Below are 21,566 nucleotides of genomic sequence, written 5' to 3'. Positions count from 1 at the left end.
CGCGCAAAGGGGCGCATACTTGCCGTATGCAACCCTTTGCGCAACGCCGCCGGGCGGAGGGCAGATCGGCGTTCCAAAACAGGAAGTTATTTTTTCGCGGACCCTTAAGTGTACTGCCCCGTATCTCTCAACCCACGTGCTCCCCAATGAGGCGGAACTCGCCCGGTACATCCTGTCAGCGCCCTTCAGAAATAGAAGGCGAGTTCCGCCTGAAGGTAGTCGTCGCGCTCCAACCCGCTCAGCGGATCATCGCGGGTATCGCCGTCGAAGAAGCGCGCCTCCAGGTTGAGCTTCCAGTGATTGCCGAAGCGCCGGCTGGCCTCGACGCTGAAGGCGCGACCGGCCCCGCCCAGGTCCTGAATCACCCCGGCGAGCAGCTCCGAGCTGTCGACGTCGTTGAGGGTGAGGCGGGCGCCGAGGAAGAGATCGTCGGCGAACGGCGTGGTGGCGGCATCGCCCCGCTCGTCCCACAGATACTCGCCGAGCAGCCCCAGGTCGGCGTCGTCGAACACCCCGTAGCGGGTGTACTCGAAACCGCCGGTGAGCGCGGCGTAACGGCCGCCCGGCGTGGCGCGGGAGATCGCCTCCAGCTTCCACAGCCAGGCGTCGAAGGTACCCTGGAGCTCCAGGCCGGTCTGGCGGATCAGTTCGTAGCGGGGGATCAACACCGGATTGCCCGCCCCGTCGACGTCGGCACGGAAGGTCGGTTCGCGGGAGGTGCCGGCGAAATGGGAGAGGGCGAAGTCCCAGTTGCCGGCGTATTGGGACCAGCGCAGGGCCGCATCGACATGGTCGCGTCCCTCGGCGGACTGATATTCGACGCGGGTGGTGATCGGCGGCGCGCCGCGCAGACGCCCCTCGACGCCGGGGAAGGTGCGTTCGCGAAAGCCCGGCAGGAGAAAGAGATCGATGGCGCCCCAGTCGCCGATCAACGCCAGATTGGCCATCGGCTGGCCCAGCTTCTCCTCGCCGTCGGGGGACTCCACCAGGTCGGTCTGGTTGATGATGTCGACCAGGTGCTGGGACTCGGTGACCCCCCAGAAGAGCTTGCGGATGCCGAGGCGCAGCTCCCACCGCTCGGCGGCCTTCACCCAGGTGAGTTCGCGGATGTCGGCGTGGCTGCGCTCCTCGTCGTTGGCATCGACGCGCAGGAAAGGGACGAAGGCGAAGCTCTGCCGGCCGCCGTCCCAGGTGGTGGAGTACTCCGGTTGGAAGGAGAGCGAGAGCCCGTCGCTGGCCTGCCGCGGATCGGCCGGGGAGTCGAAAAACGCCCGCCCCTCGGTCGCCAGATAGCCCGACCAGCCGGCCCGGGTGGTTGCCATCCATCCACACAGCAGCAATAGACCAAACGCTCGCAACATCACCGGTCGCCCGTCACGCACAGGTCGTGCCGCGCCACAGCCATAGCGCGGCGCCCCCCTCCCCCCCGCGGCGGGCACGGCCCGCCCTATAGCCTTTCGCTTCAACATGCAAAAATGCGCTGAAGCGCGCTCAGCGAGCGCGCTTCAGCGCATTTTTGTCGAAGTCACGCTCGGTCAAGCCGGTCTGGAAGCGGTAGTGGTCCCAACGCAGGGTGGTGCGCTTGCCGGTCTGCCGATTTTCCATCTCCATCACCGCGGCCCGCCAGTAGCGATCCAGATACTGCCGGTAGTCACGGTAGTGGAGGACCTTCAGCAGCGCCTCCTTGCGGTCGTAGAACTCCACCTGGATCGGCCGGTACTCCGCCTGGTCGATCCACACCACGCGGCGGGTGTAGCCGGAGTACTCGTAGGCCGGTACCTCTTCGAGCACGAAACACTCCATGCCGTCGACCGTCTCGTCGCGCAGGTAGCGGTAGTGGTACTTCTCCACCTCCTGGGAACCGATGTCCTCGTAGGCGAACTCGCTGCCCATGAAGGGGCCCGACTTGTTGCGCGAGGAGATCCGCTTGACCCGCTTCAGCGCCGGCAGATAGAGCCACTGGTCGTCGGGCTCCAGGCCGTGGGAGTAGGTGAGCATGGCGGTCCCCTTCACGTCCAGCGGCTCGTCGAAGATGCTCATGCTTCGGTCGCCGTCGCCACTCATCTCCAGGGTGTTGACCCGCAGCTGACGGACACTCTCGTCGCCGTTGCGGTTGCGCAGGGTCATGGTCATCTCCGCCCGCGAGTCCTGGAAGCCCTGGTCGCGACGGTCGAACTCTTGGGCGATGGCCAGCCCCTTCTCCTCGTCGGTTTCCGCCAGGGCGGAAACCGAAAGTAGGGTTGCGAAGGAGAAGAGGAGCGCGGCGACGGATCTATTCATTTTTTGGTCCCTTCGAGTCTCATCAACAGCGGGGGGAGAAAGAGGAAGTCGGCGGCCAGCGCCAGGGCGATGGCGATGGCGGTGAGCATGCCCATGCCGGCGTTGACCTTGAAGGTGGAGAAGGCGAGCACCGAAAAGCCGGCGATCAGCACCACGGTGGTCACCCACAGCGCGGTACCCACCGTGGAGAAGGCGTAGCGCACCGCCCCCTCCGGGTCGAGCCCCTTCTCGCGCCGCGCCCGCAGGTACTTGCTGAGGAAGTGGATGGTGTCGTCGACCACGATGCCCAGGGTCATCCCGCCGACCACCGACAGCGCCAGCCCCACCTCCCCCACCAGCAGCCCCCACAGGCCGAAGGCCATCGCCACCGGCACCAGATTGGGGATGATGCTGATCGCCCCGACCCGGGTCGAGCGCAGGGCGAAGATCAATAGGATGGAGATCAGGATCAGCGCCAGGGTGGTGCCGCTCAACATGCTGCGGATGTTGCGCGCGCCGATGTGGGCGAACATCACCGTCGGGCTGGAGCCGGTGGTGTGCATGGAGGCCGGGGCGTTCTCCTCCAGCCAGCGGGAGGCGCGGTCCTGGATCGACAGCACCTGTTGGGTGGAGAGGTTGTGCAGGGTGGCGGAGAGGCGGGTCGCCGACTTGTCGACGTTGAGCCGGTCGTTGAGGTCGAGGCCGAAGGGCAGCGACATCTCGTAGAGCAGCAGGTACTGGGCGGCCATCTCCCGCGCCTCGGGGAGGCGGTACCAGGCGTCGTCGTCACCGTGCAGGTTGCGGTTGAGCCGCTTCATGATGTCGGTGATGGAGTAGACGTGCATCACCTCCGGCTGCTCGCGCAGCCAGTTGGCGAACTCCTCCACCTTGGCCAGGAAGGCCGGCTCGCTCACCCCGCCCGGCTCGCCGGAGGCGAGGGAGAAGTCGATGTAGTAGATGCCGGTGAGGTGCTCCGCGGTAAAGTCGGTGGCGGCGCGGAAGTCGACGCTCTTGTCGAAGTATTTGACGAACTCGTCGTTGAGTTCATTGCGCGGAATGAAGGCGATCAGCACCACGATCACCACCCCCGCCCCCCACAGCAGCGCATTGCGCCGGCGGATGACGAATTCCGCCAGATGCTCCATCGGATGGAGCCGCCCCTCGGGGCGCGGCCGCACCCGCACCGGCAGCACCGCCATCAGCGCCGGCAGCAGGGTCACCGAGAGGAGGAAGGCCCAGGTGACGCCGATGGCGGTGATGTTGCCCAGCGCCCGGAAGGGGGGTGCATCGGAGGCGTTCATCGAGAGGAAACCGATGGCGGTGGTCAGGCTGGTGAGGAAGACCGGGCCGAAGTTGACCCGCAGGGTCTCGACCACCGCCTCGCGGCGCGCCATGCCGTGGCGCAGGTTGTAGTAGAAGGTGGAGAGCAGGTGGACGCAGTCGGCCACCGCCAGGGTGAGGATGATGGTCGGCGCCGAGGCGGCCGGCGGCGACAGCGGGATGGCGAGCCAGCCGGCCAACCCCATGGCGCCGGCGATCGACAGCGCGATCACCAGCACCGTCACCGCGGTGCCACCGACGGCGCGCAGCAGCAGCCCGAGGGTGACGATGACCACCGCGAACATCAGCGGCACCAGGGTCGCCATGTCGTGCTTGGCCGCCGCCGGGAAGGCGTTGTTCATGATCGACATGCCGGTGAGATGGACGTCGATCCCGGGGTAGGCGGCGCGGATCTCCTCGGCCAGCGCGTAGGCGTAGGCCGCCACCTCCGGCACCTCGCGGGTCTGATCGACCCCCGGCAGTTGGATGGTTACGTTGATCCCGGTGACCCGGCCGTCGGGGGAGACGATGCGGTTGACCAGCAGCGGCTCATGGAGGGCGATCCGGCGTACCCGCGCCAAATCCTCGGGGCCGTAGTCGGCGCCGTCGCGGACCAGGTCCTCGACGATCAGGTCGTCGCCCTCGGCGTGGGTGTGCTGGAAGTTGGTGAGGGAGTCGACGCGGATCGAGAAGGGGACCTGCCACGCCTTCGCGGTCACCGCCTCCACCGCCGCCAGCACCTCCGGGGTGAATACCTCCCCCTCCCGCGGCGCCAGCACGAAGAGCACGTTGTCGTTCTTGGTGTAGGTGTTCTGCAGCGCCTCGAAGGCGGCCAGCTGCGGGTTGTCGTCGCCGAAGAACATCCGATAGTCCGACTGGAAGCGGATCCGCTGCCCGCCAACGGCGGCGAGGAGGACGGCGAGAACGCACAGCGGGATCAGCAGCCAGCGCCAACGCACCACCCAACGGGCGTAGTTCTCGATCATCCGTCCCCCAAAAACCGGAAACCCGGCAAAGCGGGGAGTATGGGCGGGGGAATTTCCGGGCGTCAACCACATCGGCGATCGTTAATTAAGCACCCCGTACAGATAGGTTTGAGGGCACCCGGGGTCGTCCGCGGTGGCGCTTCGATCAAACGCTGTTTTTCAACACGAAGAACACGAAGGAAGAGGCACGAAGGACACGAAGGGAGGAAAATGGCTCACAGGGCACACCCCATGGACACCGCTACCCATCCGGGTGGGAGGCTGTTTCGCCTGGCAGGCCCCAAGACCTTTTCCCTTCGTGTTCTTCGTGCATCTTCCTTCGCGCCCTTCGTGTTAAAGAGCGGCGCTGGATCGAAGGATTGCCGCGAACGGTCACCGCTCCCCAATCGGGTACAACCAGCCCCCTGATTCTTCCGATGAACAACGATCCAAAATGCCGCCCGACGGTCGCGGACAGCCACCCCGATGACTGCTAAAATAGGGCCTTCAAACCTGCCGCCCCGGAATGCGGCTACCCCCCTGGCACGATGCATCCATATATACCGTCTCTCCTGCTGGCCGCCCTGATCGCAACGCTGACCGCCCTCCCCGCGCCGGCCGCGGTGGCCGGCACCCCCTCCCTGCAGGCACAGCGCCAGGCCTTTCTCGACGCCCGGCGGGCGGTCAAGCGGGGGCAGATGAAGCGCTTCCACCAGCTGTCCCGCGGCCTCGAGGGCTATCTCCTCTACCCCTACCTGCGCTACGAGGAGCTGCGCCGCAACCTCGCCGCCGCCAAGACCAAGGAGATCGCCGCCTTCCTCGAGGCGCACGACGGCGAGGCGGTGGCGATCCTGCTGCGCCGCCACTGGCTCGACCACCTGGCCAAGAGCAAACGCTGGAAGGCGTACCTCGCCTTTTACCGCCCCGACTACAGCGCCACCCGCCACTGCCACTACCTCGAAGCGCGGCTGCGCAGCGGCAAGACCGACGGCCTGTGGCAGGAGGTGGAGGAGACTTGGCTGGTGGGCAAATCCCAACCCAACGCCTGCGACCCGGCGTTCGACGCCTGGCGCGCCGCCGGCGGGATGACCCGGGAGCAGGTGTTGAAGCGGATCCAACTGGCGATGGACCACCGCCGCCTGAGCCTGGTGACCTACCTCGCCAAGCTGCTGCCGAAGAAGGAGGCCGCCTGGGTCCACCGCTGGCAGCGCCTCCACCGCAACCCGGACAAGGAGCTGGACAAGCTCACCGCCGGCGCCGATCCCGAGTGGCGCGCCAGGCTGTTCGCCTACGGGGTCAAGCGGCTGGCGATCCGCGACGAGGAGAAGGCGCTGGAGGTGTGGCGCAAGCGCGCCGGCGAATTCGCCCTGAGCGACGAGCTGAAGGCCGCCACCGAGCGCAGCCTCGGCCTGCGCCTCGCCTACCGCCACCACCCGCAGGCCGACGAGGTGCTGGCGGGCCTGCCCGGCGCCGACGATGAGACCCGCCAGTGGCGCATCGCCAACCACATCTGGCACCACGAGTGGCCCGAACTGCTCGGCGCCCTCGACGCCCTGCCGGAAGAGGAAGCCAAGGAGGACCGCTGGCGCTACTGGCGGGCGCGGGCGATGGAGGGGATCGGCAACCACGCCGAGGCCCAGCGCCTCTACGCCGCGGCCGCCGCCGGCAACGGCTACTACAGCTTCCTCGCCGCCGAGCACGCCGGGCAGAGCCCGCAGGTACACAACGAACCGCTGCCGGTTCAGCCGTGGGTGCTCGACCAGCTGGCCAAGCAGCCGGCGATGCAGCGGGCCCGCGAACTGTTCGAGCTGAACCTCTCCTCCGACGCCGACCGCGAGTGGTACTACTTCACCAAGGACCTCGACGTCGAGACCAAGCGCGCCGCCGCCAAGCTGGCCGAGCGCTGGGGCTGGCACCACCGGGCGATCCTCACCGTCGCCCGCACCGGCCACCTGGACGACCTGGAGCTGCGCTTCCCCACCCCCTACCGCGAGCCGATCCTCAACTCCGCCAAGCAGGCCAAGCTCGACCCCGCCATGGTCTACGCCCTGATCCGCCAGGAGAGCGCCTTCAAGCGCGACGCCCGCTCACCGGTGGGCGCCCTGGGGCTGATGCAGCTGATGCCCGCCACCGCCAAGCGCACCGGCCAACTGATCAAGCGCCCGGTGCGCAGCAACTGGGAGATCCTCGACGCCTCCACCAACATCCGCCTCGGCACCAGCCACCTCAATCACCTGATGCACCAATACAACGACAACCGCATCTTCACCGCGGTGGCCTACAACGCCGGCCCCCACCGCATCCGCAAGTGGCTGCCGGAAGACGAGGCGCAGCCGGCCGACGCGTGGATCGAAGGGGTGCCGTTCGACGAGACGCGGGGGTACATCAAGCGGATTCTTTCCTATACGTTGATCTACGAGTGGCGGCTGGGGCGGCCGTTGACGCCGTTGTCGAAGCATATGCCGGAGATTGAGCCGCGGTCGTGAAGGTTGGCTTGCGGAAGGATTCCGATCCTAAAACGATGCTTCACTAAGAACAGATAAAGACGTAATACTTAGATAGCGCCGCTCCGACATAACGGATGGTTCGATTTTCCATGCACCAAGTTATTTTTCCGACATTGCATTTTTCATCAGCGCTCTAAATTCTTCTGCAGCAGAAGCAGCCTTTTCAAGTACAGCATCTTTTCTTGACTTAAAACTATCCAGCTCGCGTTGGATTGGAGCCATTTTTTCCTTAAGCTCGTCTTCTTTCTCTTTGCACTCTAATATTTTTTTATTTAGTTCAATGTTTTCCCAGAACCCGCCATCCTTAAGACTATTTTGTGCTTTGACGCAGTTATATCCCTCTCTTCGATAGAAAGACAAATAATTCTCTACTACCGGAATCATTCTTTTGAATATATATGCTCCATGCTCAAACAAGTCCGCCATATCAGAAAACACATCACTAAGAGAATGTTTCACAGACAACGTTCTTAGAGCGCCTGCGCTAGAGTTGAACGCCGAGATCATAGAAGAAAACATATCCACCTGATTATCTAACGTTTTTATCATAACATCTACTCGCCATGACAACATCTGATCGTAATCCCCCTCTCGCCTAACCACATCTCCTATATCCCGACTCATCTGGTCCGACTTCTTCTTGATAGAGTACATTGCGGGAAGCATTTCATTCATGAATATAAATCCGACTATTGACGCCTCGATACCCTCACTCAACTTATGATCAGGATAATCCTCGACAATTTTGATTAATTGATCAATATATTTATTGTCAACAACCTTCCCTCCAGAATAGCCACCTGAGGAAAGCCTCTTAAGGGTGTCCGACATTCCTTTGGCCACTTGCTCTAGACGCCATCTTGGAACAGTCTGCCTAACCTCATCAGCCTCGTTCGATGAGGGATAGCGAATGAGAAGCTCTTCTGCCACAGAAACAGCCTCATCAATATTCTGAGGATAAAGCCTTTTAGCCCTGTCATAGAGTTCAGAAGAACCCGAGCCCGCCGAAACAATGTTGCAAATAGAGACAGCCATAACAAAAACATACCAACGATACTTCATGGCTTGCACCCCCCCGCCATGGCCTTTCTTCTAAGCGTTGAGTTGGACAATATTTTTAATGACAAAGATTCCAATGTATTAACGTCTATATCGGGAATCATTTCCTCTTTATCTCTAGGATCTTTCATATTTCTTTTCCTCTCAGTTAATTTCTCTAAATGCTCTTTTTCACGCTCCAAATCTGAACGGGTATCGTATGCGGATCTAATAGCGGAAACAGCTTGAAAAATATCAATCAATGTTAGAATATTTCCAACCCCACTTGCCGCCCTAGAAATAGGTGGGTCTTTGATCCCCGCATGCTCCAGCACAAAGAGGCCGATATCAACAGAGCCAATAGAAAACAGGTCTTCGATTTCCGAATCCTTTATTCCAAGCTCTTTTTTGAGTTTAGAAGCAAGTTTATCCGATCTTATTGCCCCTTCTCTGATTTCGTTTATGATACCGTAATATGATTTATACACATCATATTGCCGCATGAACCGACCTATAATTTCATTTGCTTCACTTGTTAATAGATGTGAATTTTCAACACTAACAAAATATTCATATGCTAAGTCGTAATCATTCATGATCCACAGCATCATTCCCTTTTCTAATCTATATAAATCTTGCCCCCCAGGCGACGCATTAAGGCTTTTTTTATACCCTCCCCCAAAACCAATCCCCTTTCCAATCACCAATAAGGATCTAAGCATCACAGAATTAAAGTCATTGCATTCTTCTGCTGATCTTTTCAGCATCAAAACAGCCTGTTGATATAGGGCCTTATCATCTAAAATTCTGGATATTTTATTTTTATAAAAAATATTATTCAGACCCAACATATAAAGATGGCAAATACATGCTCTATCACCATCTAAGCTTAATCGGCTGATCAGATAAAAGGAGTTTTGCGGAGTTAATAAAGATATCTCTATGCGGCTTTCATTTTTATAAAAGGAAAAGATGTCTGCCCTACTAAGTGGAAAATCAATATCATTCAACTTAGAAATATTATCCTCAAATTCCGCAAAGTCTGCCTTGGCAAAGCTTTGATTTGCTTTATAGATTATCTCATCTGGATCTTCGTGGCCAAGATAGTCACAGCCCTGAAATAACGCAAGAATCGCAAAGAAAAATAGCTTATTATTTACCATCCATGGTCTCGCAAAGACAACTACAGGAGCATCGCACAGAAGAATGGAGACGCCACCGCGCCGCCATCATTTAAGCATCAAATTGACAAAGATCGATTAAATTAGCGTTCCCCTAACAAGCGGCTTGTCATGCACCTCTTTAGAATACCGATTATTTAGGTGTAAAGTCTGTAAGAAAATGCTGAAAATCTCGACATGGAGATAAACGAACTCCCTTGCGCAGGGTAATCGGAGAAAGCGCCTTTCCCTTCAGCACCGGACCGGACGTCAAATCGAGACTCGCTCTGCGGCAGGTTCCAAGATGCGGGCGGGGGGGGGGGACCCAACGGCATCATGGTGGGTTTCGCTGCGCTCTTCCCACCCCACATCGATGAATCGGCCGTAAAAGCGGGATGGCCCCCCCACAATCCCACAGGCTTCCAGCCTTCGGGCTCTTCGTGTTCTTCGTGACTCTTCCTTCGTGCCCTTCGTGTTGAAAAGCAGCGCCTGTCGGAGCCGCCAAACGCCACGTTGGCGCGGTGGGCGCCGACCATCGGAAGCCGGCGCCCTGCCCTTGCACCTTCCTATTGCCCACCCGGCACCGCATCCGCGACGTCGGCCGGATCCGCCTCGAACGTCGGCGGCGCGGTCATCTCCACCGATACCGGCAACTTGGCGTAGGAGATGCCCGCCTGCGTGCACAGCTCGATCAGCCGCAGCTGCACCTCGGTCATCACCCGGTTGCGGTTCTGGAACAGGGCGATGTCGTAGCCGAACTTGATCTGGAAACCCTTCTCCTGCAGGCCGTCGTGGCGGACGAAGATCAGCCGCGCCTCGGCGTGCTCCTCCAGGGTCTGGCGGACCAGATCCATCGCCTTGGCGTGCTGCTCGGCGGTGCTCTCCAGCGGCAGGATCAGGTTGTTGGTCATGCGCATGCCGGGGTGGGCGGAGATCTTCTTCACTTCGATCTCGGAGAGCAGCGCGTTGGGGATCAGCATGACGTGGCGCCGGCTGAAGTCGGTGAGCTGGCTGTAGCGCAGGCCGATCTCCTTGACCGCGTACATCCGTCCCTTGAACTCCACCAGGTCGCCCACCTGCATGAAACGGGTCCACAGCAGGTTGAGGCCGCCGATGATGTCGGCGAGCGTGCTGCGCAGGGCCATGGCGACGGCCAGACCGCCGATGCCGAGGCCGGCGAGCAGGGCGCCGACGTTGAAGCCGAGCACGCTGAGAATCGAGAGGATCACCCCCGCCCACACCGCGAAGCGCGCCATGCCGTACCAGAAGGAGGCGAGCAGGCGGCGCTGGTCCTTGTCCTTCTCCTCCAGCTCGCCCCCCTCGATGCGCTTGAGGGCGCGGCGGTGGTGGAGCCGGGCGGCCAGGAACAGCAGCGGGGCGATCAGCACGATCGCCGCCAGCTCCAGCGCCACCGCCAGCCCCGACTGCTCCAGGGCGCCAAGGCGCTCGTCGCGCAGGTGGCCGATCTCGCCGATCGCCGCCGGGCTGCCCCCCCGAGCGCCGCTCCCGCCCACCGCCTTCCCATCGGCGCCGGTGCGCGGCCCGAGGGTGCGGATCTGGCGGGCGGTGGCGGCGATCTGGCCCTCGATCAGGCCGGCGGCCTCGCGGTAGCGGGGCTGCTCCGGCTCCCCCGCCCCCTCTTCGGCCCGCGGTTCGAGGCGCTTCACCCACCCGTCGATGGCCGCCTGCCGCGCGCGCAGGCCGCTGAGGGTGTGCAGGGTGGCGTCGATCACCGCCCGCTTCTCGTCATCGGCGAGCACCGGGTAGGCGACCGGGGTGAGCTCGATGCCGCTCTGTGCCTTCAGCGCCTGGAACCGGTCGTCCGCCTGCTCCGGGGCGAGGCGTGCCTCGGCGACGGCGAGCAGCACCTCGCGGTCCCGGTCGAGGGCCTCCCGGCGCTCCTTCAGCACCGGCAGCAGTTCGCCGACGCGCTTGCGCTCCCCGTCGACCGAGGCGGTCAGCTCCGCCACCACCCGGGACTGGTCGCCGAGCAGTTTGTCGCGCCGCTCCAGTTCGAGCACCTCCAGGTAGAAGCGGTGGAGCAGTTTGTCGAGGGTCGCGCCCCGCTCCGAGGGGAGGATCGAGAGCAGGCTCTCCAGCGGGCGGTTTTCCGCCTCCAGGCGCCGCCACGCCATCTGCCCCAGCGCCTCCTGCTCGGTCTCGGAGCGCCCGTCGGCCCCCTGGTCGATCTGCTCCTGGATCTTCTGCCACTTCTGCAGCGCACCGAGGCGCTGTCCGGCACCGTCGTTGAGCTGCTCCAGGCTACTCAGCAGGGCCGCCTCCGAGGCCTCTTCCGAGGGCAGCACTCCCTGGCGCTGGCGCAGCACGGTGAGGTCGAAGTAGTGGCGCAGCAGCTCCGCCTGGAGGGGCGCGCGGCCGTCGTTGCGCAGGGTCTCCGCCACCTCCTCGGCCAGATCGAAACCCTCCAGCTCCTCGGCGGAGAGGCGCGCCTGGATCATCTCGGCCAGGGCGAAGCGGTCGTTGAGGTTCTGCGAGACCCGCTGCTGCGCCTCCAGGTAGGCCTCGGCGGCGGCCACTTGATGGTCGAGGGCCTGTGCCAACCGATGCCGCCGGTCGCGCCGGCCGACGATCGCCTCACGCATGTCGATCAGCGACCCCTGATAGGCCTGCACCACCGGCGTCATCGCCGCGAAGAGGGAGGGGGCCTTGCCGTCCGGCTCCGGGGCCGCGGCGCTCTCCGCCTCGGCGGCGTCAGCCTCCGCCTTGGGGACCGGCGGTGCCGCTGCCGGGGCGGCCACCACGGGGGGGGGCGCGTCGAGCCGGGCCGCCTGCATCAGGGCGTGGCGGGCCGCCTCCAGGCCGTCGTCGGCGTGCCCCTCCGCCGCGGGCGCGGCATGCCCGCCGCCGTCGAGGGCGGCCTGCGCCTCGGCCACCGCGTTGCGCGCCGCGCTCACCGCCGCCGCCCGCTCCTGCAGCGTTGCGGCGAGATCGGTGGAGTCGTTGTAGAGGGTGCGGAAACGCGACAGCAGCTCCTCCTTGGCCACCGTCTCCAGCCCCTCGGGTGCCTGCCAGGCGAGGCGTTCCATGGCCCGCTCCAGCCGCTGCACCCGGTAGCGCTGGGCGCGCACCCCATCGGCCAGGGCCTGCTCCCGCTGCGCCTCGCCGGCCAACCCATCCAGCTCCTGGCGCACCGCCTTGACTGCCGGTTCCAGCTCCGCCAGCGCCGTGCGCGCGGCCTTCTCCTCTCGCCCCAGCGTGGCCTGCTCGGCGGCACTCTCCTCGGGCAGCACCCGCAGCAGGACGTTGATCTGGCGCTGCAGGTCGATCAGCGTGGTGCCTTTGGCGATGGCCAGCTCGCCCCCCTTGCGCGCCTTCTCCAGGGCGCCGCGATAGGCCTCGAAGGCCGTCTGCCGCGCCTGCAACGCCTGCGCCAGCCCATCGACCCGTTGCGCCTCCCGGGCCACCGCGGCCTGGTCGAGAATGCCGACCTCGCCGCCGTTCGGGGTGAGCTCGATCGCCCGGGCCACCTGCTCCTCGAAGGCCTGGACCAGGGGGGCCACCCCTTGCCGCCCGGCGGCGAACCCTTCGCGGGCGCGGGCGAAGGCCACCGCCAGCCGCTCCTTGCTGAAGCGCAGCACCGCCAGCCGGTTGCGCAGCCGCGCTTCCGGCTCCTCGCGGTAGCGCGCCGCCATCTCCTGCTCGTGCTGCAGCTTGGTGCGCAGCCCGTGGATGCGCTCCCCCGTCTCCTGCGCCTCGGCGATGGTCTGCCGTTGCCGTTCCAATCGCGTGGCCAGCGCCGCCTGCAACTCGTTCAGCTCGGCACGGCGCTGCTGCCAGCGCGCGATCATCTTGTGGCGGCGGAGGATGCCTTGGATGAGTCGCCGTTCGTTCAGCCACTCGGGGAGCCGTTGCTCCGCGAGGGTCGCGTCGCGGACCCGCATCTGCGCCTCGAAGGCGTAGTCGCGCAGGCCGCGCAGGCGCTCGATCAGCCCTTCGAGGGAGCGCAGCACCGCGTCCACCTGCCTGAGCGCCTGATCGAACAATCCGGCCTGCCGCTCCAGCCGCTGACGGCGCCCGTCCAGTTGCTTGGCGTACGCGTCCAGCTCGCCGAGGCGCTGGTCGACCTGCTCCAGCGAAGCGGGGAGCGCCCCCTGCGCCGGGGAGTCCAGCGGGGCCTCGGCGTCGATCGCCTCCATGCCCCGGTCGATGCTCCGCTGGATGTGGGAGAGGCCCCGTACGTCGGCGGCGTAGCGCTCCCGCGCGGTGCGCAGGATCTCCTCCGCCTGACTGATCAGACGGTCGTTGTCGAGCCGGTTGAGCGGCGTCGCCGCGGCGGCCGGCTTGGCCGCCGGCGCCTCCTCAGCGTGGCTCAGCGGCGACCACAGCAGCGGCAGCAGCAACAGACCCCACCACCCCCTTCCAACCACGCGCGAGCGCCGACCATCCAGCATTTTCCCTCTCCCGAATCCGAACCTGATAATTGATTGTTCTTGTCGCGCCTCAGTACGAATGACCGAACGCCCCCCGAAACAGAAACGGCTTCCAACCGGGCTCACCGGGGTTGCCGTAGACCCCCTCCGCCACCGCCCTGCGCCAGCGCGCCAGATCGCCGCCCGCCAGCCCGGCCAGCCACCGGTCGAGGACGGCGGCCTGCCCTTCGTCCGAGAACCACAGGTGGCAGTGGTCGGCCCAGCGGTGCCGCGGCTCGCCCTGCGGCGTGATGTGGTCCCCCAGATAGGGGGCGAGCCGCGCCGGCTGGCGCGAGCGGAGGGAGGCGAGCGCCGCGACCCCGTCCGCAGGCATCCCGATCAGCGCCGAGGCGAAAGGATACGCCCCCCAGGAGACCAATTGCCAACCGAGCCCGGGCAGCACCCGGGAGGCCCCCAGGCCGATGGTGGCGCTGAGAAACAGCCGGTCCGGCGCGGCGAATCCGGCCAGCAGGGCGCGGCGCAGATGGAGGCTGAGCCCCCGGCGGCGCCACTGGGGGTGAGTCCAGCCGGTGGCCGATTCGTAGAGCGCTCCCCCCTCCCCCGTCCCCGCCGGCGCGCCGAGGCGGCGGCGCAGGCGCCCCTCCACCGCCTCGTCGAAGAGCGGGATCAGGCTGACGTAGGAGACGATCTCCTCGCCGACCAGGGCGATCGCCGCCCGCCCCTGGCACCAGCGCTCGAACAGCGTCTCGGCCCGGTAGCGGCTCAGTCCCTGCTCCCTGGCCAGCGCGTCGGCCAACCGTCGCCAGCGGGCCGGCGAGCGCGCGTCGGAATCGGCGATGGGGGACGGTGCATCGGGGGCTCGGTTGGCGTCGAAGGAGAAGGCCAGCGGAGGGGGGCCGGCAGGACGGCCGGGAAGGATCGCTTCCATTTCATACCACTCAACAGGTCCCAGGGACTCCCCGGTCCGGGGAGTGCCGAGCGTATCCGCACCATTGACGGTAGGCGGGCGAATTGACGATGGGCGGTAGATACCGCCGGGACGATAATACGACCGTTTTTCCGCAATGTGAAAATGCGGCCCGGCGGGAAAGCGCCGGCTGCTATCATCGCCCGATGCCCGATTCGCCCCTTTTTCGTGACGCCTACGCCGCCTGTCTGCGGATCGCCCGCGGCCACTACGAGAACTTCCCGGTCGCCTCGATCCTGCTGCCGCGGCGACTGCGCGGGCCGGTGGCGGCGATCTACGCCTTCGCCCGCGCCGCCGACGACTTCGCCGACGAGGGGGATGCGCCGGCAGAGGCGCGGCTGCGCCAACTGGCCCGGTGGGGGGAGTGGCTGGACGGAGCGGTGGCCGGCGCGCCCCCCGACCATCCGGTGTTCATCGCGCTGAGCGAAGCCATACCGCGCTTTGACCTCCCCCCGCGGCCGTTCCACGACCTGCTCGACGCCTTCCGCCAGGACGTCACCACCCGACGCTACCCCACCTTCGAGGCGCTCCTCGACTACTGCCGGCGCTCGGCCGACCCGGTGGGCCGGCTGCTGCTTCACCTCAACGGCGAGGCGAGCGAGGAGAACCTGGCCCATTCCGACGCCGTCTGCTCGGCGCTGCAGCTGATCAACTTCCACCAGGACGTCCAGCAGGACTACCACGAGCAGGGGCGCATCTACCTGCCGCAGGAGGAGATGGCGCGGTACGGGGTGAGCGAGGCGGACATCGCCGCGGAGCGGGTCACCCCGGAGATGGGTGAGCTGATGGCTTTCCAGATCCGCCGGGCGCGGGAGCTGATGCTGCGCGGCGCGCCGCTGGGGCGGGCGCTGCGAGGGCGCTTCGGGGTAGAGATCCGGTTGATCGTGGAGGGGGGACTGCGGGTCTGCCGGCGGCTGGAGGAGGCGCCGCCCTTCGCACGGCCGCGGCTGCGTCGCGGCGACTATCTCGGGATGCTCGGCCGCGCGCTCTTCCCGGCGGCATAGGGCGCACCGCCTTCCAGTACGCTTTTTCCCACCCTTCCCGCAAGGTGCCCTCGTTCGGCACGGCGCGCGCGGCGCGCCCTATAGGGCGGGCTGCGCCCACCGCAACCTTTCCGCCGGCACCGCCGACAAGCCGAAGTCCGGCACGGGCGCGGCCACCCTGAGCGACAATCGACAAAGGGGGACAGCGGCGTATGGATTTCACAAATCCTTCACTCCCCGGTAACACCGAAGCGGTACCGTATTTTTCCCAATTCCCGCGACAGTGGAACCGCACCATGGAGCACCTTGCCGAAGAACCCCGCACCACGGTCCACCCCCCCGAGGTGGGCAGCATCTACCGCGATGCCGGCCAGCGCAGCTTTCTCGTGCTCAGCGCATCCCACCACACCATCCTGATCGAATACGCCGACGGCCACACCCGGCGCGTCGCTCCCGACCGTTGGTCCGAGCTGCGTCCCACCCGTTCGCTGTTCTAGCCAGGAGGAGTCCTGCCATGCAGTTCACAGAAGGCGAGATCTACCAGGGCGGCATCTCGATTACCGGCGGTGAGGGCACTGACCGCCGCTGGATCGTCGTCGCGCCCTTCGGCAAGCGCCACCTGCAGTCGATCGACGCCCCCACCGAGATCCACTACCGACCGCTCCACGCCGCCGAACGGGGGCTGCGCGAGGGGCGGCTGGAGCGGATCGGCTTCGAGCCCCAGCACCCGGTACTGCTCCTCCAGCGGATGAAGGAGGAGCACCAGATCAGCGACACCCACCTCGGACTGCGTGGGGAAAACCTGGAGAAGATGCTCCACCTGCTGCACTCCGCCGCCCACGTGGGCGAGTCGTGGGCCCCCTTCGTCGCCGGCGAGATCCTCTCGCTACGCAACGAGATCTCCATTCCCTCGCGCTGGGACTGGCACGACGCCCCGGGACGGGACGAGGAAATCGCCGAGCGGGTGACCGGTCTGCTGGAGGTGTGGCGGATGAAGCGGCAGGAGCCGGGGGTGGAGTTCGCCGCCGAACCGGCGGGCGAGCTGCGTCACGAAGCTTAAAACCGCTGGTGAACGTCGGTCGCAGGTGGCCTCTTTTCAATGCAGGAACGCCCGCACCCGCTCCTCGGTGTCGGGGTGGGTAGAGAGGTAGGAGAAGACCGTCCGCCCCTCCCGCTCCGCTCCCTCCCGCCGCTCCCGGTTCTCCGCCTCGATCTTGCGCAGGATGAGCGCGAAGTTGCGCGGGGCGATCCCCCGCTCGCGTAGCAGCTCCAGGGCGAAGCCGTCCGCCTCCCGCTCGAACGCCCGCGAATAGCCCGCCTGCACCAGCACCATCGGCAGCGCCGCCACCAGATTGGAGGCGTCCCCGGTGGCGTAGAGCACGAACAGGGTGATGATGGAGTGCTGCAACACCTGGCGCAGGCCGTGGCGGTCGACCACATGGCCCGCCTCGTGGGCGAGTACCGCCAGCAGCTCCTGGTCGTTGTCGGCCAGGGCCACCAGCTCATCGGTCATCACCACCGTGCCATCGGGGAGGGCGAAGGCGTTGGCGCCGATGCGCTCGCCGCCGTGGCGGAAGTGGAGCTGGAAGTGGGGACCGAGTCCGGCGCTCAGCTCGGCAAACTCGCCGCGCAGCCGCCCCCGGGTCGCCTCCTCCAGGGTGCTGGGGTCGAACAACTGCTCATCGAGCAGATGGAAGGTCTCCTTGCCGAGGGCGCTGCTGGCGGCCGGCGGCAGGCCGAAGGCGATCGCCTTGGAGAGCGCCGGCACCCCGTCGCGGAAAAACAGCACCCCGAGCACAATCACCAGCAGCAGGGAGACGACGGCGATCAGGTAGCTGCGCTCCAGTCGATGGACCCAGCCGGCGCCACCGAGCCGACGGTGACGCAGGGCACGATCGACGGCGTCGTTGTCGGCGGTCTCGAACTGGCCACCGTCGGGGAAGCGAATGCGCCGCGGGGTGTTGCCCAGCCGGTCGGTGATCTCCAGTGTCGACCGGCCGTGGCGCACCGCCGTCGCCCCCTCCGCCGCGAGCACCACCTCCCCGCCGTCGTAGAAATCGAGCCGTGCCGGAACGACGCGCGAGGTGGTGCCGTCGTGGAGCCGTCCTTCGATGGAGATCACGCCGCGCCCCCGCTCAGAAACCGATGTCGAAATCGAACGCCTCACCCACCTCCTCGCCCAGGGCGCTCATCCGCACCTCCTCGGCGGCGGTGAAGGCGTCGAGGCCGCCCGCGGCGACCAGGGTGAGGCAGTCGGCCTTGTAACGGGCCAGCCGCACCTTCGCCCAGGGGCGGGCGAGACCGAGGGTGAGGAGGGTCACCAGCCAGTTGCTCGCCTGGATCCAGCCGAGCCGCAGCGGCGCCAGGCTGGCGGTGAAACCGTGGTCGGCGAAACGGCTGCTGTTGTAGATCAGGTTGTGACGCTTGGCGGCGAAATAGGCGAAGGCGAAGAGGTAGGCGACCAGAATCGACAGCGTCGGCACCATGGCCGCGACCTGCATCGCCGGTGAACCGGCGGCCTGCGGCCCGCCGAGCGCCGCCAGCCCACCGCCCATCGCCATGCTCAGCAACACCGTGCCGACGATGCCCCCGATGAGGATCAACAGCGTGCCGCCGAGGATCTTGTAGTAGCTCTTCAGCGCGGCGTCGAACGCGAACGGGGTGGTGCCGTAACGGGCGTTGCCGACCATGTAGCGGTCCTGCTCACGCAGCGCCAGCGGCATCAGCAGGCCAAGGGAGAGGGCGCCGACCAGCGGCCAGAGGATGAACGCCTTGGCCGCCCCGCCATAGCCGCCGTCGAAACCGAAGCGGATGTTACGCAGCGTGGTGTTGCGGTTGCGGAAGGCGAGCGAACGGGCGACCAGCCACGGCATCACCCCCATCAGCAGCAGCAGCGCCACCAGGGCCAGCGGCGAATGGGTGCTGTTGGCGAAGGCGTAGATCAGAAACAGCACCACCGCGATGATCCGCCCCTTGAGGATCGCCAGCGGCCGGGCGGTGTAGTCGAAACGGTCGCCCGCCACCTCCGTGTTGCCGTAGAAGTAGCGGTTGTTGCGCACCTTGGCCCAGGCGGAGTAGATGCCCACGGTGACGATGGAGAGCAGCACGTTGACGATCCAGATGCGGAAATACTCGCCGGCCTGGCCGGTGAAGCGGAAGGCGTGCTCGGCCGGCCCCTGCTCCGCCGCCGGGACCTCCTCGCCCATCTCCGGCAGGTCGAGCAGGGGCGGCTCCGGCGCCTCCACGCGGGCGACCATGCCGAGCCCGCCCAGCACCTCCAGCCAGCGCGCCGCCTTCTCCTCGGTGAGGTCGCGCTTGATCAACCGCTCGCCGCCGGCGAGGATCGAGGCCGCCTGCCCCTCGGAGATCTGGAACACCTTGACCAGCCCGGCGCGCACCCGCGCCGGATCCACCCCCTCATGCAACTCCCCCGTAAACATCACGCAATACCCTTCGGACATGGCGACTCCCTCCCGGAAAATGAAGAAATATAAAAAACGAATGTTGCCGTAAGGGTCTCAATCCCCCCCCAACAAACGACCCTTTTTTCGCGTGCATCGTTACAGCATAAGCAAACCATAAAAACGGAGCCAATCCCCCTCCGACCGACGGACGATTCTCCGGTACACACGCGCCCCAATATCGGCAACGTCGGCGAGTCGCCGACGTTGCCGATATTGGGGCGCGTGTGTACCGGTGGTCGTGGTAAAGTCCGCTCCCATGACCCCCGACGAGTACTGCGAGGATCGCGCCCGGCGCAGCGGCTCCAGCTTCTACCAGAGCTTCCGCTTCCTGCCGCCGGAGCGCCGGCGCGCGCTCACCGCCCTCTACGCCTTCTGCCGCGAGGTGGACGACGTGGTGGACGAGTGCTCGGAGCCGGCCCTGGCGCGGATCAAGCTCGCCTGGTGGCGCGAGGAGGTGGGGCGGATCTACGGCGGGCAGGCGCAGCATCCGGTGGGCCTCGCGCTGAGCGGGCCGGTGGAGCGCTTCGGCCTCGACCGCGACCTGCTGATCGAGATCATCGACGGCATGGAGATGGATCTCGACCACGCCAGCTACCCCACCTTCCGCGAACTCGCCCTCTACTGCCACCGGGTAGCGGGCGTGGTGGGGCTGCTCGCCGCCGAGATCTTCGGCTATGAGGACCGCGCCACCCGCAAGTACGCCGAGGCCCTGGGGCTCGCCTTCCAGCTCACCAACATCCTGCGCGACGTGCGCGAGGACGCCGAGCGGGGACGCCTCTACCTCCCCCTGGACGAGCTGGCCCGCTTCGGCCACACCCCCGGCCAGCTCCTCTCCGCCCGCGACTCCACCCCGTTCATCGAGCTCTTCCGCTTCCAGGCGGCCCGCGCCCGCGAACAGTACGACAAGGCGTTCGAGCTGCTGCCGGAGGGAGACCGCCTGAGCCAGCTTCCCGGCCTGATCATGGCGGAGATCTACCGCACCAACCTGGAGGAGATCGAGCACGACGGCCTCCGCGTGCTCGACCACCGCATCTCGATCCCCAAGCCGCGCAAGGTCTGGCTCGCCCTGCGCTGCGCCTGGCGGGAGAAACGGCGCCACCGACGATGGCTGAAGACGAAGTCCTAGTTGTCGGTGGCGGCTGGGCGGGCCTCGCCGCCGCCGTCCAATTGAGCGCCGCCGGGCGCAGGGTGCGGCTGCTGGAGGCCGCCCCGCAGTTGGGCGGCCGCGCCCGTACCGTCCACTGGGACGGACAGGCCATCGACAACGGTCAACACCTGCTGATCGGTGCCTACCGCGACACCCTCGCCTTGATCCGCGAACTGGGCTGCGCGCCGGAAACCTGTTTCCAGCGCCTCCCGCTGGAACTCAACCAGTGGGCGGCCGACGGCGACGGCCTCCGCCTGCGCGCCGCCCCGCTGCCCGCCCCGTTCCACGTCGCGGCGGGGCTGCTGCGGGCGGGCGGCCTGACCCTCGGCGAGCGGCTGCGGGCACTCGCCATCGATCCCGCGCTGAAGGCGAAGGAGGAGCCGGAAGGGACGGCCCGCGCCTGGCTGGAGACCTACCGCCAACCGCCGGCACTGATCCGCAAGCTGTGGGAGCCGCTCTGCGTCGCCGCCCTCAACACCCCCCTGGAGATCGCCTCCGCCCGGCTCCTCAAGCGGACCCTGCGCGACGCCTTCGCCCCGCCGCGGGCCAACAGCGAACTGCTGATCCCGCGGGTCGACCTGGGCCGCGCCCTGCCGGAGCCGGCCCGCCGCTTCGTCGAGGCCCGCGGTGGCCGGATGGAGACCGGCCGACGGGTCACCGCGCTCGTCGCCGAGCGGGGCCGGATGGTCGGCGTGGAGAGCGGCGGCGAGCGGATCGACGGCAGACAGGTGATCCTCGCCACCCACCCCGCCGGGGCGCGGCGGCTGCTGGAGCCGCTGCTGCCGCGTGCCGCCGCCGATCTCGCCGCGCTGGCCTACCAGCCGATCTGCACGGTCTACCTGCGCTACCCGCCGGAGACCGCGGCGGCGCCGATCAGCGGCCTGCTCGGCACCCTCTCCCAGTGGCTGTTCGACCGCCGCGGCGCCGGCCAGCCGGGGTTGATGGCGGTGGTATTGAGCGCCGAGGGGGCCCACAACGCCCTCGACAACGCCACCCTCGGCCACCTGGTGGCGACGGAACTGGCGCGGCGTTTCCCTTGGTGGCCGGCGCCGCTGGCGTGGCGGGTGATCCGCGAGAAGCGTGCCACCTTCTCCGCCACTCCGGCCGCCGAGGCCCTGCGCCCGACGGCCGACACCCCCATCGCCGGCCTCCAACTGGCCGGCGATTACACCGCCACCGGGCTGCCCGCGACCCTCGAAGGGGCCGTGCGAAGCGGGTTACAATGCGCCTCCCGAATCCTCAGGGACGAGGAAAGAAAGAATGTAACCGCAGATTGACGCAGATTTTCGCAGATGAATATCTCAGTCCAAGTCTGCGTTAATCTGCGTTAATCTGCGTTAATCTGCGGTTCGAATGTTCTTCAAT

General features: G+C 65.9%; 15 protein-coding genes. 6 read left to right on the top strand and 9 right to left on the bottom strand.

The window, feature by feature from the left end; all coding sequences use genetic code 11:
• Nucleotides 1-185: 185 nt before the first annotated feature.
• The 3 genes from ACYQ2W_RS12505 to ACYQ2W_RS12495 all read right to left on the bottom strand — a co-directional run bounded on the left by ACYQ2W_RS12505 (nucleotide 186) and on the right by ACYQ2W_RS12495 (nucleotide 4,565).
• Nucleotides 186-1,322, bottom strand: coding sequence for a hypothetical protein (locus ACYQ2W_RS12505; protein WP_459867325.1), 1,137 nt, complete (start codon nucleotides 1,320-1,322; stop codon nucleotides 186-188).
• A 169-nt stretch (nucleotides 1,323-1,491) separates the two neighbouring features.
• Nucleotides 1,492-2,280: an outer membrane lipoprotein-sorting protein gene (locus ACYQ2W_RS12500; RefSeq protein ID WP_459867322.1), complete on the bottom strand. Its 789-nt coding sequence runs from the start codon at nucleotides 2,278-2,280 to the stop codon at nucleotides 1,492-1,494.
• Nucleotides 2,277-4,565, bottom strand: a complete 2,289-nt coding sequence (locus ACYQ2W_RS12495) for an efflux RND transporter permease subunit (protein WP_459867320.1) — start codon at nucleotides 4,563-4,565, stop codon at nucleotides 2,277-2,279. The genes ACYQ2W_RS12500 and ACYQ2W_RS12495 overlap by 4 nt, the downstream gene beginning before the upstream one ends.
• A 527-nt stretch (nucleotides 4,566-5,092) precedes the next feature.
• On the opposite strand from ACYQ2W_RS12495, the gene ACYQ2W_RS12490 reads away from it, so the two are divergent.
• On the top strand, nucleotides 5,093-7,030 hold the full coding sequence (locus tag ACYQ2W_RS12490) for a transglycosylase SLT domain-containing protein (RefSeq protein WP_459867317.1): 1,938 nt from the start codon (nucleotides 5,093-5,095) through the stop codon (nucleotides 7,028-7,030).
• A gap of 120 nt (nucleotides 7,031-7,150) precedes the next feature.
• Here ACYQ2W_RS12490 and ACYQ2W_RS12485 read toward each other — a convergent pair whose 3' ends face one another.
• The 4 genes from ACYQ2W_RS12485 to ACYQ2W_RS12470 all read right to left on the bottom strand — a co-directional run bounded on the left by ACYQ2W_RS12485 (nucleotide 7,151) and on the right by ACYQ2W_RS12470 (nucleotide 14,568).
• Nucleotides 7,151-8,113, bottom strand: a complete 963-nt coding sequence (locus ACYQ2W_RS12485) for a hypothetical protein (RefSeq protein ID WP_459867315.1) — start codon at nucleotides 8,111-8,113, stop codon at nucleotides 7,151-7,153.
• Nucleotides 8,110-9,252 carry a hypothetical protein gene (locus tag ACYQ2W_RS12480; protein ID WP_459867313.1) on the bottom strand — a complete coding sequence of 381 codons (1,143 nt, stop codon included), beginning with the start codon at nucleotides 9,250-9,252 and terminating at the stop codon, nucleotides 8,110-8,112. Before ACYQ2W_RS12480 ends, ACYQ2W_RS12485 begins: the two co-directional genes overlap by 4 nt.
• A 563-nt stretch (nucleotides 9,253-9,815) precedes the next feature.
• Nucleotides 9,816-13,661: a mechanosensitive ion channel domain-containing protein gene (locus ACYQ2W_RS12475; RefSeq protein ID WP_459867310.1), complete on the bottom strand. Its 3,846-nt coding sequence runs from the start codon at nucleotides 13,659-13,661 to the stop codon at nucleotides 9,816-9,818.
• A 49-nt stretch (nucleotides 13,662-13,710) separates the two neighbouring features.
• Nucleotides 13,711-14,568 (bottom strand): hypothetical protein, encoded by an 858-nt coding sequence (locus ACYQ2W_RS12470; protein ID WP_459867307.1) that lies wholly within the window; start codon nucleotides 14,566-14,568, stop codon nucleotides 13,711-13,713.
• Nucleotides 14,569-14,753: 185 nt separating this feature from the next.
• Between ACYQ2W_RS12470 and hpnC the strand changes: the two genes are divergently transcribed.
• From hpnC to ACYQ2W_RS12455, 3 genes are all read left to right on the top strand, one after another.
• Nucleotides 14,754-15,611 (top strand): squalene synthase HpnC, encoded by an 858-nt coding sequence (gene hpnC / locus ACYQ2W_RS12465; protein ID WP_459867304.1) that lies wholly within the window; start codon nucleotides 14,754-14,756, stop codon nucleotides 15,609-15,611.
• 275 nt (nucleotides 15,612-15,886) lie between these two features.
• Nucleotides 15,887-16,087: a hypothetical protein gene (locus ACYQ2W_RS12460; RefSeq protein WP_459867301.1), complete on the top strand. Its 201-nt coding sequence runs from the start codon at nucleotides 15,887-15,889 to the stop codon at nucleotides 16,085-16,087.
• Between the two features lie 17 nt (nucleotides 16,088-16,104).
• Entirely contained in the window at nucleotides 16,105-16,650 is a 546-nt protein-coding gene (locus tag ACYQ2W_RS12455; RefSeq protein ID WP_459867298.1) for a hypothetical protein, read from the top strand.
• Between the two features lie 36 nt (nucleotides 16,651-16,686).
• On the opposite strand, the gene ACYQ2W_RS12450 is transcribed toward ACYQ2W_RS12455, so the two are convergent.
• Together ACYQ2W_RS12450 and ACYQ2W_RS12445 are read right to left on the bottom strand one after the other, a co-directional pair.
• Nucleotides 16,687-17,712 carry a M48 family metallopeptidase gene (locus ACYQ2W_RS12450; RefSeq protein WP_459867295.1) on the bottom strand — a complete coding sequence of 342 codons (1,026 nt, stop codon included), beginning with the start codon at nucleotides 17,710-17,712 and terminating at the stop codon, nucleotides 16,687-16,689.
• A gap of 13 nt (nucleotides 17,713-17,725) precedes the next feature.
• The gene (locus ACYQ2W_RS12445) at nucleotides 17,726-19,051 is read right to left on the bottom strand and encodes a YjgN family protein (RefSeq protein ID WP_459867292.1); all 1,326 of its coding nucleotides are present in this window, start codon (nucleotides 19,049-19,051) and stop codon (nucleotides 17,726-17,728) included.
• 259 nt (nucleotides 19,052-19,310) lie between these two features.
• Between ACYQ2W_RS12445 and hpnD the strand changes: the two genes are divergently transcribed.
• Both hpnD and hpnE read left to right on the top strand, forming a co-directional pair.
• Nucleotides 19,311-20,180, top strand: a complete 870-nt coding sequence (hpnD, locus tag ACYQ2W_RS12440; protein WP_459867289.1) for a presqualene diphosphate synthase HpnD — start codon at nucleotides 19,311-19,313, stop codon at nucleotides 20,178-20,180.
• Nucleotides 20,159-21,478: a hydroxysqualene dehydroxylase HpnE gene (hpnE, locus tag ACYQ2W_RS12435; protein WP_459867286.1), complete on the top strand. Its 1,320-nt coding sequence runs from the start codon at nucleotides 20,159-20,161 to the stop codon at nucleotides 21,476-21,478. The genes hpnD and hpnE overlap by 22 nt, the downstream gene beginning before the upstream one ends.
• Nucleotides 21,479-21,566 lie beyond the last annotated feature (88 nt).

Source organism: Endothiovibrio diazotrophicus (assembly GCF_054657215.1).
This window is presented reverse-complemented; position numbering and strand designations above follow the sequence as displayed.

Bases quoted from the DNA above. Each gene is read 5' to 3' on its own strand.
- ACYQ2W_RS12505 (WP_459867325.1), bottom strand. From the start codon at position 1,322: ATGGCAACCACCCGGGCCGGCTGGTCGGGCTATCTGGCGACCGAGGGG.
- ACYQ2W_RS12500 (WP_459867322.1), bottom strand. From the start codon at position 2,280: ATGAATAGATCCGTCGCCGCGCTCCTCTTCTCCTTCGCAACCCTACTT.
- ACYQ2W_RS12495 (WP_459867320.1), bottom strand. From the start codon at position 4,565: ATGATCGAGAACTACGCCCGTTGGGTGGTGCGTTGGCGCTGGCTGCTG.
- ACYQ2W_RS12490 (WP_459867317.1), top strand. From the start codon at position 5,093: ATGCATCCATATATACCGTCTCTCCTGCTGGCCGCCCTGATCGCAACG.
- ACYQ2W_RS12485 (WP_459867315.1), bottom strand. From the start codon at position 8,113: ATGAAGTATCGTTGGTATGTTTTTGTTATGGCTGTCTCTATTTGCAAC.
- ACYQ2W_RS12480 (WP_459867313.1), bottom strand. From the start codon at position 9,252: ATGGTAAATAATAAGCTATTTTTCTTTGCGATTCTTGCGTTATTTCAG.
- ACYQ2W_RS12475 (WP_459867310.1), bottom strand. From the start codon at position 13,661: ATGCTGGATGGTCGGCGCTCGCGCGTGGTTGGAAGGGGGTGGTGGGGT.
- ACYQ2W_RS12470 (WP_459867307.1), bottom strand. From the start codon at position 14,568: ATGGAAGCGATCCTTCCCGGCCGTCCTGCCGGCCCCCCTCCGCTGGCC.
- hpnC (WP_459867304.1), top strand. From the start codon at position 14,754: ATGCCCGATTCGCCCCTTTTTCGTGACGCCTACGCCGCCTGTCTGCGG.
- ACYQ2W_RS12460 (WP_459867301.1), top strand. From the start codon at position 15,887: ATGGAGCACCTTGCCGAAGAACCCCGCACCACGGTCCACCCCCCCGAG.
- ACYQ2W_RS12455 (WP_459867298.1), top strand. From the start codon at position 16,105: ATGCAGTTCACAGAAGGCGAGATCTACCAGGGCGGCATCTCGATTACC.
- ACYQ2W_RS12445 (WP_459867292.1), bottom strand. From the start codon at position 19,051: ATGTCCGAAGGGTATTGCGTGATGTTTACGGGGGAGTTGCATGAGGGG.
- hpnD (WP_459867289.1), top strand. From the start codon at position 19,311: ATGACCCCCGACGAGTACTGCGAGGATCGCGCCCGGCGCAGCGGCTCC.
- hpnE (WP_459867286.1), top strand. From the start codon at position 20,159: ATGGCTGAAGACGAAGTCCTAGTTGTCGGTGGCGGCTGGGCGGGCCTC.